Below are 18528 nucleotides of genomic sequence, written 5' to 3'. Positions count from 1 at the left end.
CTAATTGTTTAATTCAATAAAATTTTGCAACCATTGTAGTTGTTGTGGATTTGCACCAAAAGCAACTAAATCAAAACGACAATCGGTATCTTCAAGGCTACGTTCATATTGAGCAAGCCAAAGATTAGCAGCTTGGATCCATTTTTGCCGTTTACGATAGTCAATACTTTCAACGGCATTACCAAATTGGCTGGTGGAGCGTTGGCGTACCTCAACAAAAACAAGGGTATGCTGATCTTGCATAATGAGATCCAATTCACCACATTGAAAATATTGGTTCGCTGCAATGAACGTTAATCCTTGAGATTCTAAAAAGAGGCGAGCTTGATATTCAAACTCTGCCCCTTGTTGTCGTTTATTGATTTTTTTCATTAATTAAGAATACGAATATCGCCATTGACATATTGGAACCAAGTCATACCACGCTCAATATTACAATTTGGACCTGCACTTAGTACGCCTGTTAAGCCATTAATGCTATAACCTGGAATTTGGCGTAATTCGTTAAATTGATTAATCAACAACCAAGCATCAGAACCCATGGCATATAAACGCATAAGAGAATAGTCGCCATGGGTTAAATTATCAACTTTTTTGTATTGTTCCGATTGTGTATCTCGGAAAAATGGAATATCGCTGAATGTTAATCCGTCCATAATCATACGATATTCAGGCCCATTGTTGCCGGAATGACTTCTTGAACTCGCATAAAGTTTAACCTGACGATTGCTATTATCCACCGCATTTTTGATCATTGGTAAGCTGTCACTTAATGCCACAATATAGAGGGCTTGTACATTTTCGCCACTTTGTTCTAATAATGGCAATATATCATCAGGATTGTTATAGAAACGAGTATTGGCATCGGTGGCCGCCAGTTGTTGCCAACGTAAGTTAAAGGCGGAGGCGGTACGTTGTCCTAAGTCATTTTGCGGCACGATCACCAAAGGTTCACGAATACCATCATTCCACATTTTATTTGCTGCTGATTGCGCTTCATCTTCAGGGGCTAATCCATAATAACAGACTTGGCTCAAGGCACGCGAGTTTGGCGTTGAATTTAAGGCAAGAATATTAAAACCTTGTAGATTATTGCTGTTAAGTAAATTATCTACATTGCTTTTGATTAATGGACCGATTAATGTAGTAATACCTGCTTGTTGTGCTTGGGCAATGATTTCAGGCATAGTATTTGTCATCGTGTCAAAGATACGCACATTTTCAGGGCTATTGCCTTTGGCATCATCAAAGCCTGCTTTTACGGTAGAACCAATTAATTGGGCATTGCCACTTAATGGCAAGAATAAACCGATATTCCCTAAATGAGTTTGTTGGAAGTTGAAAATACCTTGCAATTCAGTAGGTAATAAATAAGCGGCACTGTGGTTTGGATAAGAAGCTCGCCAATTTTGTAATGCGGTAGCAAGGTAACTCGGATTAGAGAGATTATCATTATAAGCTCGGGCTAAATCTAACCAGCCAGCTAAACCAGCATTGCCTTGTGGGTTAGTATTATTGATCATTCCACGATTAGCATTGCGTAATAATGCCCAAATACGATCATTATTTTCTTGTTTTCGTTGGGTATCTGATAATTCGGTATCCATTTTAATTCTGGCTTGGATCGCCGCTAAAATATCATATTGGTTTTCAGCTATGCGAGCTTCTGTTTGATAATAGCGTGATTTTTGTGATGGGCTAAGTTGAGATAAATCAAGGGTTCTTAGTAAGTTTGTGGCTTTACTGTTTTCTTTTTTCGCTGCTGCGATTTCTGCTTCCACAAGGTTTTTATCCATTAATTGTATTTTGTCAGAAATAGCACCTAATTCGGTTAATAATGCTTCTGCTTGAGGAATTTTGTTTTCGCTGACTAATACTCGTGCCGCTAAAAGTTGATAAGTGATTTTGTCTTCAACATTTTGTTGGCGTTGAATTTGATTGAGATAAAATTCAGAATTGTAATTAGCATCATTTTTTAGTAGGTTACTGCTATTGTTGCCAAAAATGCCATTTGCAGTACAACCAGCAAGTAAAAGTGCGGATAAAAAAAGCATTAATAGATTTTTAAAATTAATGCGTTGTAATAAAATAGCGAACATAATTACTCCATAAGGATTGTTAAATCAATGATTATGTTTATAACTAATTGTTAGCAAAATATGGTCGTTTTAAGTTGAAAGAAGATAAGGCGACAAGCCGAAAACAGTACAATGGGTACGGAGAGGCTTATCAACACAGTATTATTTCAAAATATAACGACTATAATATGACCTTATTTTGTTGCTAATTAGTTATAATATCACTAAATTTTTTAGAATTTCCAGAATTGGTGGAAATTTTAGCAAATTGAGTGGCAAAATCATCAGTGATCTTAACTTTCTCAATGATTAAAAGCAAATTAAAGACAAAAATATGATGAATAATTCAACAGGAACACTTTATATTGTGGCTACCCCTATTGGGCATTTACAAGATATTAGCCAACGAGCCTTGCAAGTTTTACAGCAAGTGGATTTAGTTGCCGCAGAAGATACTAGACATTCAGGTTTATTACTTAGCCATTATGGTATTGATAAAAAATTTTTTGCTTTGCATGATCATAATGAACAACAAAAAGCGGATTTATTAGTGGAAAAACTTAAACAAGGACAGCATATTGCCTTAGTATCTGATGCGGGAACACCATTAATTAGCGACCCCGGATTTCATTTAGTGCGCAAATGCCGACAAGCAGGCATTACTATTGTGCCTATCCCGGGGGCTTGTGCCGCCATTGTTGGGCTTTGTGCCTCGGGAATTGCCTCTGACCGTTTTTGTTTTGAGGGATTTTTACCAGCCAAAAGCAAAGCCCGTTGCGATAAATTAAAAAATTTAGCCAAAGAAGACCGCACTTTGATTTTTTACGAATCTACGCATCGTATTTTGGCTTGTTTACAGGATATGATGAATATATTTGGTGGCGATCGTTATGTGGTATTAGCGAGAGAATTAACCAAAACTTGGGAAACCCTTTATGGCGATAATTTGGCAAATTTGCTTAATTGGTTGCAACAAGATCCTTATCGTACAAAAGGCGAAATGGTGTTGATTGTGGAAGGTTACCAACAGACGGAAGAACAAGCGTTTTCTAATCAAGCTATTCAAGCTTTGCAGTTAATTAGTGAAGAATTGCCGTTGAAAAAAGCGGCCGCCATTGTGGCACAATTATATGGATATAAGAAAAATGCTTTATATCAATTTGGGTTAGAACATTTTTGAATAATTTATTGTGGTTTCAATTTATAGTCATTCCACTTTAAAATGATACAGCGTTGGTACGCCTCGCCGTACTACTTGTACTGTCTTCGGCGTACCGCCTTGTCTCATTTTAAATTGAAACGACTATAAAATGGAATGAGGATATTAGCAAAATCATTGAGGAAAGTATGACAATTCAACGTTTTCAAGCAAATTCACGTTTATGTGAAATGACAGTTTATCAAGACATTGCTTATTTGGCAGGACAAGTACCAGAAGATACAACGGCAGATGCTTATGGGCAAACCCAACAAGTGTTACATTTGATTGATGGTTTATTGGCTTCGGTGGGTTCAGATAAAGGAAAAATTTTATCCGCACAAATCTTTTTAGCGGATATGCAAGATTATGCTTTGATGAATCAGGCTTGGGATCAATGGGTTGATCCTACTTCTCCACCAGCTCGAGCTTGTGTCCAAGCGGCTTTAGCCGATCCAGCTTGGAAAGTGGAAATTGTGGTAACTGCCGCAGTATAAATGGGGTTTGCTGTGACGATGATAAACAAAAGTGCGGTGCTTTTTACCATTATTTTTACTCTATTAACCGCTTGTGAGCCGGTGTCGCAATCTTCTATTGAGCATCAGGAACCGCAATCCGCTCAAGCTAGCCGAACCTTATTAACTCGAGGGGTTTATGGTGATTTGACTTTAGATGTTTATCAGCTTGAACGACAAGAACAAGCACAGTTTTTGCGTGATTTATTTGAAGGTTTGGTGGGGCTTGACCCTACTGGGCAGGTTATTCCTGCCTTGGCAGAAAGTTGGCATACAGAAGATTATCAACAATGGCGATTTACCTTGCGTGAGGGTTTATCTTGGTCTAATGGCACACCATTGGTGGCACAAGATTTTGTGCAAAGCTGGCAACAATTAGCTCGTTCAGAAACGGCGTTAAAGCAATATTTAGCCTTAATGAATATCAATAATGCTCAAGCGGTGATTGCTGGGCATTTACCTGTGCAACAACTTGGGGTTGTGGCGATTGATGAGCGTATATTGCAATTAACCCTAGATAAACCCACCCCTTATTTGGTAAAAATGTTATCCAATGTGGCATTATTTCCCCATTATCAAGGGCAATTAAAGGAGGGAGAATTTGTTAGTAATGGGGCTTATCAGTTGTTATCTCAGCAGGACAATGTGATCCATTTAGGTAAAAATCCCTATTATTGGAATGAAAAGGCGGTGGCATTTAAGCAGGTAGATTATCATAAAATTAATGCAACGCAGGATATAACTACGCTAGATCTCGTTGAAGAACCACGACAACCAGTTGCTAACCTGCAATATTTTGATCGATTATGTACCTATTATTATGAATTTAATTTCCGCCACCCTTTATTAGCACAACAACGCATACGCAATGGTTTGACATCTTTGCTGGCGTTGACCCATATAGAGGGGCTACCTGCTACATTGCGTGTTCATCGTGATTTTTTACCACAAAATTTGCAACAACAATTTATGGATCATTGGCAAGGGAATAGTGTAGAGCAGTTATTATCTCAACAGGGGATTAGTGAGCGAAATCCTTTAACCTTACGTTTAACTTATGATACCGAGAGTATCCATCCTTTAATCGCTGAACAGTTGATCCGAATGTGGTCGCAATCGGATATGATCAGAATAAAGCCAGAACCAGTAACTTGGCAGCAATTACAGCAAAAGCGTAATCAAGGCGATTTTGATTTAATCCGTTCGGGCTGGTGTGCGGATTATAATGATCCTATGGCTTTTTTTAGCCTTTTGTATTCCCATAGTCCAGATAATAAAATGGGCTATCAAAACGCACAGTTTGATAAATTTTTGGAACAAGCTTTGCTTGCTCAACAGGAAAATGTAAAGGCGCTTTATGTTCAATTAGAAAATCTTGTACAAGAGGATAAGGTAGTTTTACCGTTGTTCCAATATCGTTATCCTGTTTATTTTAGCCCAAGTATCGCAGGCTATCAGCAAGATAATCCCACAGGTGTTATTTATAGCAAGGACTTATTTCGCCGTGTTATAAGTCGTTCCACTTTGAAATAATACCGTGTTAGCACGCCTTGCCGTACTATCTGTACTGTCTGTACTGTCTGTACTGTCTTCGGCGTGCTGCCTTGTCTTATTTCAAATTGAAACGACTATATTAGTCCATGGCTTTTATAGCCGTTCTTCTTTGAAATAACACAGTGTTTGCCTTGCCTTATTTTAGAAAAGGCTAGCGTTGTTGAGCTGTTGGTCAATACAGTGTTTGAGTTGATCAACCTGCTGATAGGTTTTTATTTGCTGAAAGAGTTCATTGGCTTCAGGGTAAACTTGTTTTAAATATTGAAGCCATTGTTTAATACGTGCAATGTGATAAAAACCTGTATCATAAGGGTTGTGTAAATAAGCATATCGTTGTAATAATTGCATCACTTCACACCATGAGGCTTTAGTTTGTTGATATTTAATCACTAAGCTCAAATTAGGAATATTCAATGCACCACGCCCAATCATTAAATCTTGGCAACCTGTGATTTGTTGGCAACGTTGTGCCGAGTCCCAATCCCAAATTTCGCCATTAGCAATAACGGGGATTTGTAGTTTTTCACGAATTTGCTGGATTTTATGCCAATTTATTCGATCGGCTCGATAACCGTCCGTTTTGGTTCTAGCATGAATAGTAATTTCATTTGCACCACCTTGTTGTACCGCATCGGCGATTTCCCAAGCAAAATCTGCACTATCCCAACCTAGTCGTACTTTGACGCTCACCACCTGTTCTTGCGGTACAGCTTGGCGAATGGCTTTGGTCGCTTGATAAATTAATTCAGGCTGTTTGAGCAGACTTGCCCCACCTTGGCTACCGTTTACGGTTTTTGAGGGACAACCACAATTTAAATCAATACCTTGAGACCCTAGTTCAATAGCGTGTTCGGCATTTTCTGCCAACCATTGAGGATATTGCCCCAGTAATTGCACACGTACAGGCGTGCCAGAGGGGGTAAAACCTTGATTGGCTAATTCTGGACAAAGACGATAGAACACCTTACTGGGCAAGCGTTGATCCACTACACGGACAAATTCAGAAATGCACAGATCGTATTGATTAATGGCAGTTAATAATTGGCGTACAAGGGGATCCAAAACCCCTTGCATGGGGGCGAGAATAATACGCATAGCAAAATTTATTTCCAACCTTTGCTTTTGCAAATTAAATCATAAGCGGCTTGAATTTGTTGGGCTTTTTCTTTTGCCATTTCCATCATTTCTTCTGGTAAACCTTTAGAAACCAATTTGTCAGGGTGGTGTTCATTCATTAAACGGCGATAAGCCCGTTTAACGGTTTTTTGATCATCTTGTGCGGTTACCCCTAAGACTTGATAAGCGTGTTCAAGGGTTGCTCCCTGTTGATATTGATGTTGCTGATAGCCTTGTTGGTTTTGTTGATGATGGCGATGTTGTTGATAATAACCACCACGAGCAAATTGTTGTGAGGCATAGACCATGGCTAACATACGCTCAAATTGTAAGCGAGATAGCCCTAATTCTTCCGCCACCACAAATAAGACATCTTTTTCGTTATCGTGTAAATGGGCATCGGCAAAAGCGGCTTGCACCTGAATTTCTAAGAACATACGCAACAAATCGCCACGTTGTCCGCAAGCGACACGAAATTCACGTATAACTTGGCGAATAGGGAAATCCGCTTGTTTACCACGATTAAAGGCTTGTTGAGCGAGTTTGCGGTTTGCATCATCAAGTTGCATCTGTGCCATTAAATTGGTGGCGAGCTGAATATCGTTTTCGGTTACACGCCCTTTGGCTTTACTTAAATGCCCTAATACTGCAAAGGTAGATTGCATAAAGAGCGATTGGCGAGTAAGGGGTTTTGGGAAAAAACTGGAGCTGACAGAGCCTAATTCATAAATCTTTTTATCCGCTAAATGCCCTAAAATCGCCCCAAAAATTGCACCGAAAAAACCGCCAAAGCGGTATCCCACAATAAAACCTAATAATTTTCCAATAAAATTCACCTTAAATTTTCCCTCTTTATTTTGTTATGGTTTCTTATATGCCTTACCATAATGATAATGGTTAAAACTTAATAAATTATTAATCTTTGTCTTAAATTAAAACAAGGATATAACGCATAAAAAAATCTTACCTACATAAAGTAGGTAAGAGTATGATACAAAAAAATTTAAAAACGTACCGCACTTAATTTATTGGTTATCGCCAATTAATACCGATTCTAAAGCAATTTCAATCATTTCGTTAAAGGTTAATTGACGTTCTTCGGCGGAGGTTTGTTCGCCAGTACGAATATGATCAGAAACGGTACAAATAGACAACGCTTTAGCACCAAATTCTGCGGCAACACCATAGATCCCTGCAGCTTCCATTTCTACGCCTAAAATGCCATATTTTTCCATCACATCAAACATTTCAACATCAGGGGTATAGAATAAATCCGCAGAAAAAAGATTGCCCACGCGTACATTAATCTTTTTCTCTTGTGCTGCTTGCACTGCCGCCGAGGTCATTGCGAAGTCAGCGATAGCAGCAAAATCATTATCTTTAAAGCGAATACGATTTACTTTAGAATCAGTACAAGCCCCTAAGCCAATGATAATATCGCGGATCTTGACATCGCTACGCACCGCACCACAAGAACCTACACGAATAATTTTTTTCACGCCATATTCGGTAATTAATTCTTTGGCATAAATAGAGCAAGAAGGGATACCCATACCATGCCCCATAACAGAGATTTTTCTGCCTTTATAAGTGCCAGTATAGCCTAGCATATTACGTACATTAGTGACTTCTTTGGCATCTTGTAAAAAGGTTTCGGCGATATATTTGGCACGCAATGGATCGCCCGGCATTAATACAACATCAGCGAAAGCACCAGCAGGTGCATTAATATGTGGAGTCATTTTTTTATCCTTATTTTGTCAGTTAATCTAAAATATTTTTTCCGTAATCCATTGGCGATAAATGAAAATAGCTTGCGATAGTCTGTCCAACATCAGCAAAGGTTTCTCGTTTCCCCAAGAATTGTTTAGGCACATTCGCCCCATATAATAACACAGGAATATGCTCTCTGGTATGATCTGTTCCTTGCCAAGTAGGGTCGCAGCCATGGTCTGCGGTAATAATTAATAAATCTTGATCTTGAATTAAAGCCAATAATTCAGGAAGACGTTGATCGAAATATTCTAAGGCAGCGGCATAGCCTGACACATCACGGCGATGGCCATAATCGGAATCAAAGTTGACAAAATTGGTAAAGACGATTGTATTGTCACCTGCTTTTTGTACTTCTTCTAAAGTTTTATCAAATAGTTCCGCTAATCCTGTGGCTTTTACCTTTTTCGTTATTCCCGTATGAGCATAAATATCTGCAATTTTACCAATAGAAACTACTTCCCCTTCTTTTTCTTGCACTAATTTTTGTAATACCGTTGCTGAAGGTGGTTCAATGGAATAATCTTTGCGGTTACCTGTACGTTGAAACTCGCCAGCTTTTTCTCCGATAAATGGGCGAGCAATAACACGCCCAATATTGTAATCCGCTAATTCTTCTCTCACAATTTGACAAAGCTCGTAGAGTTTTTCTAAACCAAAGGTTTTTTCGTGGCAGGCAATTTGGAATACGGAATCCGCCGAAGTATAAAAAATCGGTTTGCCCGTTTGCATATGTTGCTCGCCAAGTTGATCTAGAATGACTGTACCAGAAGAATGGCAATTACCAAGATAGCCAGAGATCCCCGATTTTGCTACGATACGTTGCAACAGTTCTTCTGGAAAGCTATTTTGTTGCTGAGGAAAATATCCCCAATCAAATAAAACAGGCACACCCGCAATTTCCCAATGTCCAGAGGGAGTATCTTTGCCTGAGGAAATTTCCTTGGCATAGGCATAGCCCCCTATTAACTCAGGATTAGGGTTGAAGCCTGCGGGTAAACCTCGAGATTGTTGAGCGGCAAGTCCTAAGCCTAATTTTTCTAAATGGGGTAATTGTAATGCCCCTGAGCGGTTTTGCTCAGCTTGTCCTGCAAAGCATTGTTCAGCGATATGTCCTAAGGTGTTTGAACCTTTATCGCCAAACTTTTCTGCGTCATCAGCGTAACCGATACCGAATGAATCTAGCATCATGACAAATACACGTTTCATATTCTCCTCCTACGCAAACGTTTTCGTTAGCTTAAATAGAACAACACCACGCTAGGCGTGGTGTAAAATTTTATCAAAATTGACCGCACTTTATCTTTAGACTAAGGCAGAGCCACTTAATTCAATAAATAAGCCTGCAATGGTTGCACTCATTAAATTGGCTAAAGAACCTGCAATCACCGCTTTGATCCCCAAGCGAGCAATATCGCCACGACGATTTGGAGCCATTCCGCCTAATCCGCCGATAAGAATGGCGATTGAGCTAAAGTTGGCAAAACCACAAAGCGCAAAGGTAATAATGGCTTTAGTTTTATCGCTTAATAACACAGGGGCTTCTGGCGATAAATATTTAGAAAACTCAAGGTAGCCTACAAATTCATTAATGGCTAATTTAGTACCAATAAGTTGCCCTGCAATTTCAGCCTCTGACCAAGGAACACCAATGATCCAAGCAAGGGGTTTGAAAATCCAACCAAGGATTAAACCTAAGGATAATTGTGGGTAATTGAACCAGCTTCCTACACCGCCTAATATACCATTAAGTAAGGCGATTAAGGCAACAAAAGCCAATAACATTGCCCCTACATTAAGGGCTAATTGCATACCTGCTGAAGCACCAGAAGCAGCGGCATCTAAAATATTAGCAGGTTTTTCTAATTCCACTTTTTGAATATCATCATTGAAAATTTGGGTTTGTGGATACATTAATTTCGCAAATAATAATCCCGCTGGCGCTGCCATAAATGATGCGGCAATTAAATAAGTAAGTGGTACACCCATACTTGCATAGCCAGCCATCACTGATCCTGCAATAGAGGCTAAGCCCCCACACATAATGGCAAATAGTTCAGATTCCGTCATTTTACTAATAAAAGGTTTAACCACTAAAGGGGCTTCGGTTTGTCCCACAAAAATATTTGCGGCGGCAGACATGGATTCAGATTTTGATGTGCCAAGTGCTTTTTGTAATGCGCCACCAATAATTTTGATGATCCATTGCATCACGCCGATATAGTAGAGTAAGGATATTAATGCAGAGAAAAACACAATGGTGGGTAATACACGAACAGCAAAGATAAACCCTTCACCGCCAAAGACCTCAAAGGCTTTATCAGTGGCGAGACCACCAAACAGAAATTGAATACCTTCATTACCATAAGCGATGACTTCACTGACACCATTTGCCATGGCTAAAAGCACATCACGACCAACAGGCACATATAAAATTAATGCCCCTATGGCAATTTGAATCAATAATGCACCACCAACGGTACGCAAATTAATGGCTCGACGATTATTAGAAAATAATGCCCCAAGGGCGAGAAGAACGAAAATACCAACGATACTGATTAGGGTATCCATAGATAATTACCTATTGAAGTTTAAAATGTGGCGCCATTCTACTTTTTTTGCCAATGCTAAGCAATCAATCACAAGGTTTTTATGATAAAAAAATATGACTAATAAAATAAATATATTGGTGATTTTATCGGTTTACTTTTATTATGTGCTTAATCAATAAAAGTAACAGGCTTATGACGAAAAAATATTCTGTATTACCCACCACAAAATGGACAGCGGCACATCTTTATGCTTTAGATCCTAAACCTCTGGCAATGTTGATTAGTGCATTAGCCTTGATGGGATTAGGTGATGGCTTATTGGTATTAGCTGATTTAGGTTCTTCCCCTTGGACAGTATTGGCACAAGGTATTTCCTTGCAAGCCCATATTGATATAGGTTGGGCATCATTTTGGATCAGTGTGGTTGTGATGTTACTTTGGATTCCGCTAGGATTACGAGCAGGTTTGGGGACGATTCTAAATATTATTGTGATAGCATTAGTCTTAAGCCTCACAGTGGATAATTTACCTGCACCGCAACAATATTTAAATCAATTAGCTTATGCGGGCTTAGGTGTATTGCTTTTTGGCATAGGTTCAGCACTTTACCTCACTTGCCACATGGGAGCAGGCCCAAGAGATGGTTTAATGGTGGGACTTTGTTACCACTTTCGTTGTCCTGTGGGGATTGTTCGTACTACAATAGAAGTTGTTGTTTGTGCTTTAGGTTTTTTTCTTGGTGGTACTATTGGTATTACTACGTTAATATTTGCTCTCGCCGTAGGTTGGATTGTGCAATATACCTTACGTTTTATCAGAATTTGTGATCACTAATATCGCTTATTTACTTTTTATTTTGTACTACTATAATAGTGCGAAATAAAGAACAAATAAGGAAATCCCTATGCAAACAAAATCTCCATCACTGTTAGGTGGTGCAATGATTATCGCTGGCACTGCCGTCGGTGCAGGTATGCTAGCTAATCCAACCGCAATGTCTGGTATTTGGTTTATTGGCTCAATTTTTGTCTTGCTCTACACTTGGTTTTGTATGACCACCTCAGGTTTAATGATTTTAGAGGCAAACTTACATTACCCAACGGGAGCAAGTTTTGACACCATTGTTAAAGATCTACTGGGTAATGGTTGGAATATCATTAACGGACTTTCTGTCGCCTTTGTGTTATATATTCTTACCTATGCTTATATTACCTCTGGTGGCAGTATCACCGAAAGTTTGATTAATCAATATTTTGCCAGTACAGAACAAGGGCTAATAGGACGTACCACAGGCTCGCTGATTTTTTGCTTGCTCCTTGCTTTCTTTGTTTGGTTTTCTACCAAAGCAGTGGATCGTTTCACTACCGTATTAATCGCAGGTATGGTCATTTCCTTTTTTATCTCCACCGCAGGGCTATTAAGCGATGTGAAAATGGATATTTTGTTTAATCATATTGCCCAAGGCGAGCAACAATATTTACCCTATATTTTGACCGCACTTCCTGTTTGTCTAGTGTCTTTCGGTTTCCATGGTAATGTACCAAGTTTAGTGAAATATTATGATCGCAATGGCAAACGTGTGGCTTATAGTATTTTTATTGGCACAGGGATTGCCTTAGTGATTTACATTCTTTGGCAACTCGCTATTCAAGGCAATTTACCACGAGCCGAATTTGCCCCTGTGATTGCACAAGGTGGCGATATTTCGGCGTTATTACAAGCCCTAAATACCTATATTCAAACGGATTATATTGGTTTAGTGTTAAAATTCTTTGCCTATATGGCGATAGCCAGCTCTTTTTTAGGCGTAACCTTAGGGCTATTTGATTACATTGCGGATATGCTCAAATTTGATGATAGCCTAATGGGTAGAACTAAAACCACCTTAATCACCTTTTTACCGCCATTATTGCTTAGTTTACAATTTCCCTATGGCTTTGTGATTGCTATCGGCTATGCAGGCTTAGCTGCCACCATTTGGGCAGCCATTGTGCCTGCTTTACTTGCCAAGGCAAGTCGCCAAAAATATGCCAATGCCAGTTATCGCGTTTATGGCGGTAACTTTATGATTTATTTCATTATTTTATTTGGCATATTAAACATTGTGGCACAAATTGCTGATCAACTCGGTATTTTGCCACAATTTAAAGGATAAATAATGACAGAAAAAAGCGTTTATGATAGTGCAGGCTTTTTTGCCCGCTATCAACAATTACGGCAAAACCCTATCAGCATTAATGAAATCATTGAAAAGCCCACTATGTTGGGCTTATTAGGTAATATTCAAGGCAAAAAAATGCTCGATCTTGGTTGTGGAACAGGGGAACATATTGCCCTCTATTTACAGCGAGGGGCAAAATTTGTGGTTGGACTAGATTTATCGCAAGCCATGTTGGCACAAGCACAAAAAAATCTCGCCCAAAACGCACCGCACTTTGCTTTATATCAATTATCTATGAACCAACTTGCTCAATTACCCGAGCAAGATTTTGAGATTATTACCAGTTCCTATGCTTTTCATTATATTGAAGATTTTGCCCAATTAACTCAACAAATTTATGGAAAACTTAAACCCAACGGCTTATTGATTTTTTCTCAAGAACACCCCATTACCACCGCTCACCAACAAGGCGAACGTTGGCAAAAAGACGAACAAAAACAACAAATTGCTTACCGCCTTAATCATTATCAACAAGAGGGCATACGTCATCGTAATTGGTTTCAACAATCTTTTACCACCTATCATCGCACAATGGCGACAATTATGAACCAATTAATTGCCACAGGATTTTGTATAGAACAGATTGCCGAACCTATGCTGGCAGATCAACCACAATGGCAGCAGGAATTTAAAGATCTTAAACACCGCCCACCGTTGTTATTTGTTAGGGCAAGGAAAAGATAGCTGTTTAGAGGACAGAATACAGTATTAACTTTAAATATTAATAAATTAGCGTATTTATTTCAGTCCTCTGTTTTCCGTCATCTGTCCTCTGATGAGCAAAGAAAGTAAGTCGTTCCCTTTATAAAAGGGGGCGAAACCCGTTCGCCAAGACGGAAAAATAACAGGAAAAAATAATCTCAAAACTGACCGCACTTTCATTAAAAGCACTGTATTTTGTATTCAAAGTGCGGTCAAATATTGCAATAATTTCTTAAAAATATTGATTTTCCGATTATTCCCTTAATTATTATATTAATTAACACCGTATTTTGTCCTCTGAACAGCAAAAAAAGATAAGTAGCCAAGCCCAGGATTTCATCATATACTTAACATTTTTATTTTACCAAGAAGAGAATTATGTCTGTATCAGCATCATCTTTACCACAAACAGAAAGAAAACAATTTACCCATTGTGGTGAATGTGATGCACTTGTGGCAATTCCGCAGCGGTTAAGCAAACAGCAACGAGCGTTATGTCCACGTTGTCATCATACTCTAGCGGTAGGCAATCATTGGAGCTTACAGCGTTGTGCTATTATCGCTTTATCTATTTTGATCTTAATGCCTTTTGCCTTGACTTTTCCTTTATTGAGTATTGAATTATTGGGCATATCTGTACCTGCCTCGGTATGGGGCGGTGTTTGGAAAATGGCAACAGAAAATTACCCCTACACCGCTTTTTTGGTTTTTATTTGTGCAGTGGTAATGCCGATCTTTTTTGCTTTATTGGTAATAATGTTACGCCTCGCACAGCTATTCAAGATTAAACCAAGAAATGTGTTATTAACCATTAATCGGATACAACCTTGGGTTATGTTAGATGTTTATTTGGTTTCTCTTGCGGTTGCTGCTTTTAAAGTTCGGGAATATGCCAGTTTGGAAATGGATATTTATTTAATTGCTTTTGTATTTACTGCCTTATTAACTACCTTGTTATTTATTAAAATTGATAGCAAAGCCCTTTGGAATACCTTTTATCCCTCACAGCAAGCGACAATAATTGAGGAAAAAAATTATTTACAAAACCCACCGCACTTTTGTCATCATTGTGAATATAGTTTTGAGCAACCTTTATGGGATAAAAAACATAGACCCATTTGTCCTCGTTGTCATCAGCATACCGAGAGAGATAATAATTTAATGCTACAAGCAACTTGGGCAACGCTTATTGCGGGATTGATTATGTTAATTCCTGCAAATTTATTACCGATTTCTACGGTTTACCTTAATGGCGCACCTTCTTCTGATACCTTGATGTCAGGGGTTATTTCCTTTATTGAGATGGGGAGTTATTTTGTTGCCTTTGTGGTTTTTACCGCCAGTATTTTTGTGCCAGTGGGCAAAATTTTGATTATGCTCTATTTGCTTTGTTGTGTGCATTTTCGTTGGGCACATTCTATTAAATGGCAAATGAAATTATTGCATATTGTGCATTTTGTTGGGCGTTGGTCTATGTTAGATTTATTTGTACTTTCACTAATGATGTCATTAGTGTCAAGAGGACAAATTATTAGTTTTTCGGTAGGACCAGCGGCACTTTACTTTGGTATTGCCGTTTTTCTTACTATGATTTCAACTTCACTTTTTGATAGTCGTTTACTTTGGAAAATTTATGACAAGTCATCACAATCACACGAAAAAAAATGATTCTCAAACATACCAAAATGCGTATATTCGTCAAATTAAACGTATCTCGCCATTTTGGTTACTTCCTGTAATTGCTTTATTTATTGGAGCAACTTTATTCTTTCAAATTATTAAAGAACAAGGCACGAGTATTACCATTATCTTTAATAATGGCGATGGTTTAGTGGCAGGTAAAACACAAGTGCGTTATCAAGGCTTACAAATCGGCGAAGTGAAAAAAGTGAATTTTGCTGATGATTTAAAGCATGTGGAAGTAACGGCGAATATTTATCCTGAAGCACGTTCTATTTTACGGGAAAATACCAAATTTTGGATTGTGCAACCTAGTGCATCACTGGCAGGGATTTCGGGATTAGATACGCTCGTATCGGGCAATTATATTACATTGCAACCCGGCGATGGTGAACCAGCGGAACATTTTATAGCGGAAAATGAAGGACCAATTGCGGAAGTGCATCAAGGGGATTTATTAATTCATTTAATTTCTGATGATCTTGGCTCAATTTCGGCGGGTGCTTCGGTCTATTTTAAAAAAATGCCAGTGGGGAAGATTTATGATTATCGTTTAACCGATGATCAACAAAAAGTAGAAATTGATGTGGTTATTGAGAAAAATTATGCCAATTTAGTAAAAAAAGACAGCCGTTTTTGGAATATTAGTGGTATTCAAGCTGATGTGAGTTTAGCAGGGCTATCGGTAAATATTGATAGTTTAAACGCAGTGGTACAAGGGGCTGTTTCCTTTGATTCGCCACAGGAAAGCCCTGTTGCACAAGCAAATGAGATTTATACCCTTTATCCGAATTTACAAGCGGCTAAACGCGGGATCAGTGTTAAGGTTAAATTACCGAATATTACAGGATTAGAACCGAATAAAACCTTGGTTTTTTACCAAAATATGCCCGTTGGTTTATTGTCAGAGTTAAAAATTAATGAACAAGAGCAAGATCAAAATATTATTCAGGGAACATTATTAATTGATCCTAATATGGGGAATTTGCTCAGACAAAGTACTGAAATTGTGTTAAGAGATAAGAAAATGGGCTTAGCAGATCTGACTAACCTTGAGGAATTATTTAAAGGGCGTTCTTTTGAAATTTTGCCCGGAGAAGGGAAAGCCAGATATGATTTTGAGGTAATTAAACAATCAGAGTTACTACTCAAAAGACCTAATACCTTATTACTCACACTCACTTCGCCAGAAAGTTACGGGGTTGATGAAGGGCAACCTGTTTATTATCATGATATAACTATCGGTGAAGTGATTAAACGTCAAAGTGATATTGAACAAGTTAAATTTACAATTGCCATTGCGGCGGAATATCGTCATTTGATTGGGAAAGATAGTAAATTTATTGCGGGTTCAAACTTTGATCTTTCTTTAGGATTAGATGGGGTTAAAATAGAAGCAGCTACCCCTAGTAAGTGGTTAGAGGGTGGAATTCGTTTAGTCAAGGGACAGGCGAGTGAGGATACGGTTCTTACTCATTATCCGTTATATAAAAATCAAAGTTATGCGGATATGGGAATGACGGGCAATCGTTTAACCCCAACAATTAGTCTTACCACTACAAGTTTGCCTAATATTAATCCTGATTCATTGGTGCTTTATCGTCAATATGAAGTGGGTAAAATCCTTGATATTCGTCCAATGGCGAAGAATTTTGAAGTTGATGTATTGATTTATCCTAAATATCGTCATTTATTAACTAAACAAAGCCGATTTTGGGTAGAAAGCCCAACTCAAGTGGATATTACGCCGAAAGGGATTAGTGTACAAGCCTCTCCACTAGGGCGAGCTTTAAAGGGAGCGATTAGCTTTGATAATATGGGACAGCCACAAGCCAGTAACAAAACCCTTTATGCTAATGCCTTATCAGCTCGTTCAGCAGGACAGGAAATTACCTTAATTACGGATAATGCGAGTAATCTTGGTAAGGGTATGAGCTTGAAATATATGGGGCTAACTATCGGCGAAATATCACAAGTGAATTTTAATCAAAAGAGCAAGCGTATTGTGGCAAAAGCATTAATTCAACCTGAATACCTTGATATTGTTGCCAGAGAAAATAGCAAATTTAAGATTATTTCACCGCAAATTTCGGCAGGGGGTATAGAAAATTTAGATAGCTTATTACAGCCCTATATTGATGTTGAAGCAGGGACAGGCGTACGCAAAATGGAATTTAAATTGTCGCAAATTACGCCAACCGCGAGCAAATATAATAATGGATTTCCATTAATTTTAGAGGCATCAAATGCGATGAATCTGACGACGGGGGCCCCTATTTTATATCGTGGTGTAGAAGTGGGAATGATTCAAAATATTGAAATTAATAAACAGGGGGATCGAGTTTTAATCCATATTTTAATTGGTAATAAGCATCGCTATTTAGTTCGCCAAAATTCTGAGTTTTGGCTTGCCTCAGGTTATAACTTTGAGCTTGGTTGGTCAGGAGCAGAGTTTAATACAGGTTCTATTCAACAATTATTGAAAGGCGGAATTTCTTTCTCTACCCCGTCTGGTACGGTTGTGCAACCTGAAGCCAAAGCCAATCAGCGTTTTCTATTAAGACAACAACGTCCAGAAGATGCAAGACAATGGAATCAGGCAGTAATGCCTTAATCTTTTATATCTAAAATAAGGTAAAGCATACTGATTGCTTTGTCTTATTTTAAAGTGGAACGACTATAAATTGAAATGACTATAAAAGGGCTAATTTATTTAGCTCTTTTTTTATGTTGGCAACCAATGAAATTATCAATAATCGGGCAATCTTGCGAATCATTACCGGGGCATTGTTGTGCTAATTGATAGAGATAGTCTTTCATATGGCTTAGATGTTGGATTTGCTGATCGATCTCTGCTATTTTTTGTAAGGTGTATTCTTTAACTTCTGCACTACGCCGCTGTGGATTACGATAAAGTTGTAAAAGTTGTCTTGCTTCTTCCAGAGAAAATCCCACCGTTCTTGCTTGATGTAATAAGGTTAATTCATTGATATGTTGTTGATTATATTGACGATAACCATTTGTTGCGCGGATTGGAGGAGTAATTAAGCCTTTTTGTTCATAAAAGCGGATTGCTTTGGCACTGAGTTGGGTAAGTTTGGCAATTTGAGCAATATTCATATAAAAATACTTGACCTTA

General features: G+C 38.4%; 16 protein-coding genes. 8 read left to right on the top strand and 8 right to left on the bottom strand.

All coding sequences use genetic code 11. The annotated features are described in order from the left end of the window. Both A6A20_RS01270 and A6A20_RS01265 read right to left on the bottom strand, forming a co-directional pair. Positions 1–372 carry a YraN family protein gene (locus A6A20_RS01270; RefSeq protein ID WP_279571773.1) on the bottom strand — a complete coding sequence of 124 codons (372 nt, stop codon included), beginning with the start codon at positions 370–372 and terminating at the stop codon, positions 1–3. Then, the gene (locus tag A6A20_RS01265) at positions 372–2099 is read right to left on the bottom strand and encodes a penicillin-binding protein activator (RefSeq protein ID WP_279571772.1); all 1728 of its coding nucleotides are present in this window, start codon (positions 2097–2099) and stop codon (positions 372–374) included. Before A6A20_RS01265 ends, A6A20_RS01270 begins: the two co-directional genes overlap by 1 nt. A gap of 316 nt (positions 2100–2415) precedes the next feature. On the opposite strand from A6A20_RS01265, the gene rsmI reads away from it, so the two are divergent. The 3 genes from rsmI (at position 2416) to A6A20_RS01250 (ending at position 5324) form a co-directional block, all read left to right on the top strand. Beyond that, positions 2416–3258 carry a 16S rRNA (cytidine(1402)-2'-O)-methyltransferase gene (gene rsmI, locus A6A20_RS01260; protein WP_279573716.1) on the top strand — a complete coding sequence of 281 codons (843 nt, stop codon included), beginning with the start codon at positions 2416–2418 and terminating at the stop codon, positions 3256–3258. A 167-nt stretch (positions 3259–3425) separates the two neighbouring features. After that, positions 3426–3773 (top strand): RidA family protein, encoded by a 348-nt coding sequence (locus tag A6A20_RS01255; protein WP_279571771.1) that lies wholly within the window; start codon positions 3426–3428, stop codon positions 3771–3773. Between the two features lie 18 nt (positions 3774–3791). Further along, positions 3792–5324, top strand: coding sequence for a peptide ABC transporter substrate-binding protein (locus A6A20_RS01250; protein ID WP_279573715.1), 1533 nt, complete (start codon positions 3792–3794; stop codon positions 5322–5324). Between the two features lie 162 nt (positions 5325–5486). Here A6A20_RS01250 and dusC read toward each other — a convergent pair whose 3' ends face one another. From dusC to A6A20_RS01225, 5 genes are all read right to left on the bottom strand, one after another. Further along, complete coding sequence (dusC, locus tag A6A20_RS01245; RefSeq protein ID WP_279571770.1) at positions 5487–6440, bottom strand: tRNA dihydrouridine(16) synthase DusC; 954 nt, start codon at positions 6438–6440, stop codon at positions 5487–5489. Positions 6441–6448: 8 nt separating this feature from the next. Next, positions 6449–7297, bottom strand: coding sequence for a co-chaperone DjlA (gene djlA / locus A6A20_RS01240; RefSeq protein WP_279571769.1), 849 nt, complete (start codon positions 7295–7297; stop codon positions 6449–6451). Between the two features lie 189 nt (positions 7298–7486). Further along, entirely contained in the window at positions 7487–8203 is a 717-nt protein-coding gene (gene deoD, locus A6A20_RS01235) for a purine-nucleoside phosphorylase (RefSeq protein ID WP_279571768.1), read from the bottom strand. 22 nt (positions 8204–8225) lie between these two features. Then, positions 8226–9443 (bottom strand): phosphopentomutase, encoded by a 1218-nt coding sequence (locus A6A20_RS01230; protein ID WP_279571767.1) that lies wholly within the window; start codon positions 9441–9443, stop codon positions 8226–8228. Positions 9444–9539: 96 nt separating this feature from the next. Then, a complete protein-coding gene (locus A6A20_RS01225) occupies positions 9540–10805 on the bottom strand; it encodes a NupC/NupG family nucleoside CNT transporter (protein ID WP_279571766.1) in 1266 nt (421 codons plus the stop codon). Positions 10806–10978: 173 nt separating this feature from the next. Between A6A20_RS01225 and yczE the strand changes: the two genes are divergently transcribed. The 5 genes from yczE (at position 10979) to A6A20_RS01200 (ending at position 18003) form a co-directional block, all read left to right on the top strand. Then, entirely contained in the window at positions 10979–11620 is a 642-nt protein-coding gene (yczE, locus tag A6A20_RS01220; protein WP_279571765.1) for a membrane protein YczE, read from the top strand. A gap of 70 nt (positions 11621–11690) precedes the next feature. Beyond that, positions 11691–12941, top strand: coding sequence for a tryptophan permease (gene mtr, locus A6A20_RS01215; RefSeq protein WP_279571764.1), 1251 nt, complete (start codon positions 11691–11693; stop codon positions 12939–12941). Positions 12942–12944: 3 nt separating this feature from the next. Next, positions 12945–13691: a class I SAM-dependent methyltransferase gene (locus tag A6A20_RS01210; RefSeq protein ID WP_279571763.1), complete on the top strand. Its 747-nt coding sequence runs from the start codon at positions 12945–12947 to the stop codon at positions 13689–13691. A gap of 396 nt (positions 13692–14087) precedes the next feature. Continuing rightward, positions 14088–15377: a paraquat-inducible protein A gene (locus A6A20_RS01205; protein ID WP_279571762.1), complete on the top strand. Its 1290-nt coding sequence runs from the start codon at positions 14088–14090 to the stop codon at positions 15375–15377. Continuing rightward, positions 15343–18003 (top strand): PqiB family protein, encoded by a 2661-nt coding sequence (locus tag A6A20_RS01200; RefSeq protein WP_279571761.1) that lies wholly within the window; start codon positions 15343–15345, stop codon positions 18001–18003. Before A6A20_RS01205 ends, A6A20_RS01200 begins: the two co-directional genes overlap by 35 nt. A 95-nt stretch (positions 18004–18098) precedes the next feature. Here A6A20_RS01200 and cueR read toward each other — a convergent pair whose 3' ends face one another. Then, positions 18099–18509, bottom strand: coding sequence for a Cu(I)-responsive transcriptional regulator (cueR, locus tag A6A20_RS01195; RefSeq protein ID WP_279571760.1), 411 nt, complete (start codon positions 18507–18509; stop codon positions 18099–18101). Positions 18510–18528 lie beyond the last annotated feature (19 nt).

It is taken from the genome of Volucribacter amazonae (assembly GCF_029783845.1).
Classification (GTDB): domain Bacteria; phylum Pseudomonadota; class Gammaproteobacteria; order Enterobacterales; family Pasteurellaceae; genus Volucribacter; species Volucribacter amazonae.
This window is presented reverse-complemented; position numbering and strand designations above follow the sequence as displayed.

Excerpts from the sequence above, each read along its gene's own strand:
- A6A20_RS01270 (WP_279571773.1), bottom strand. The coding sequence starts at position 372 with ATGAAAAAAATCAATAAACGACAACAAGGGGCAGAGTTTGAATATCAA.
- A6A20_RS01265 (WP_279571772.1), bottom strand. The coding sequence starts at position 2,099 with ATGTTCGCTATTTTATTACAACGCATTAATTTTAAAAATCTATTAATG.
- rsmI (WP_279573716.1), top strand. The coding sequence starts at position 2,416 with ATGAATAATTCAACAGGAACACTTTATATTGTGGCTACCCCTATTGGG.
- A6A20_RS01255 (WP_279571771.1), top strand. The coding sequence starts at position 3,426 with ATGACAATTCAACGTTTTCAAGCAAATTCACGTTTATGTGAAATGACA.
- A6A20_RS01250 (WP_279573715.1), top strand. The coding sequence starts at position 3,792 with ATGATAAACAAAAGTGCGGTGCTTTTTACCATTATTTTTACTCTATTA.
- dusC (WP_279571770.1), bottom strand. The coding sequence starts at position 6,440 with ATGCGTATTATTCTCGCCCCCATGCAAGGGGTTTTGGATCCCCTTGTA.
- deoD (WP_279571768.1), bottom strand. The coding sequence starts at position 8,203 with ATGACTCCACATATTAATGCACCTGCTGGTGCTTTCGCTGATGTTGTA.
- A6A20_RS01230 (WP_279571767.1), bottom strand. The coding sequence starts at position 9,443 with ATGAAACGTGTATTTGTCATGATGCTAGATTCATTCGGTATCGGTTAC.
- A6A20_RS01225 (WP_279571766.1), bottom strand. The coding sequence starts at position 10,805 with ATGGATACCCTAATCAGTATCGTTGGTATTTTCGTTCTTCTCGCCCTT.
- yczE (WP_279571765.1), top strand. The coding sequence starts at position 10,979 with ATGACGAAAAAATATTCTGTATTACCCACCACAAAATGGACAGCGGCA.
- mtr (WP_279571764.1), top strand. The coding sequence starts at position 11,691 with ATGCAAACAAAATCTCCATCACTGTTAGGTGGTGCAATGATTATCGCT.
- A6A20_RS01210 (WP_279571763.1), top strand. The coding sequence starts at position 12,945 with ATGACAGAAAAAAGCGTTTATGATAGTGCAGGCTTTTTTGCCCGCTAT.
- A6A20_RS01205 (WP_279571762.1), top strand. The coding sequence starts at position 14,088 with ATGTCTGTATCAGCATCATCTTTACCACAAACAGAAAGAAAACAATTT.
- A6A20_RS01200 (WP_279571761.1), top strand. The coding sequence starts at position 15,343 with ATGACAAGTCATCACAATCACACGAAAAAAAATGATTCTCAAACATAC.
- cueR (WP_279571760.1), bottom strand. The coding sequence starts at position 18,509 with ATGAATATTGCTCAAATTGCCAAACTTACCCAACTCAGTGCCAAAGCA.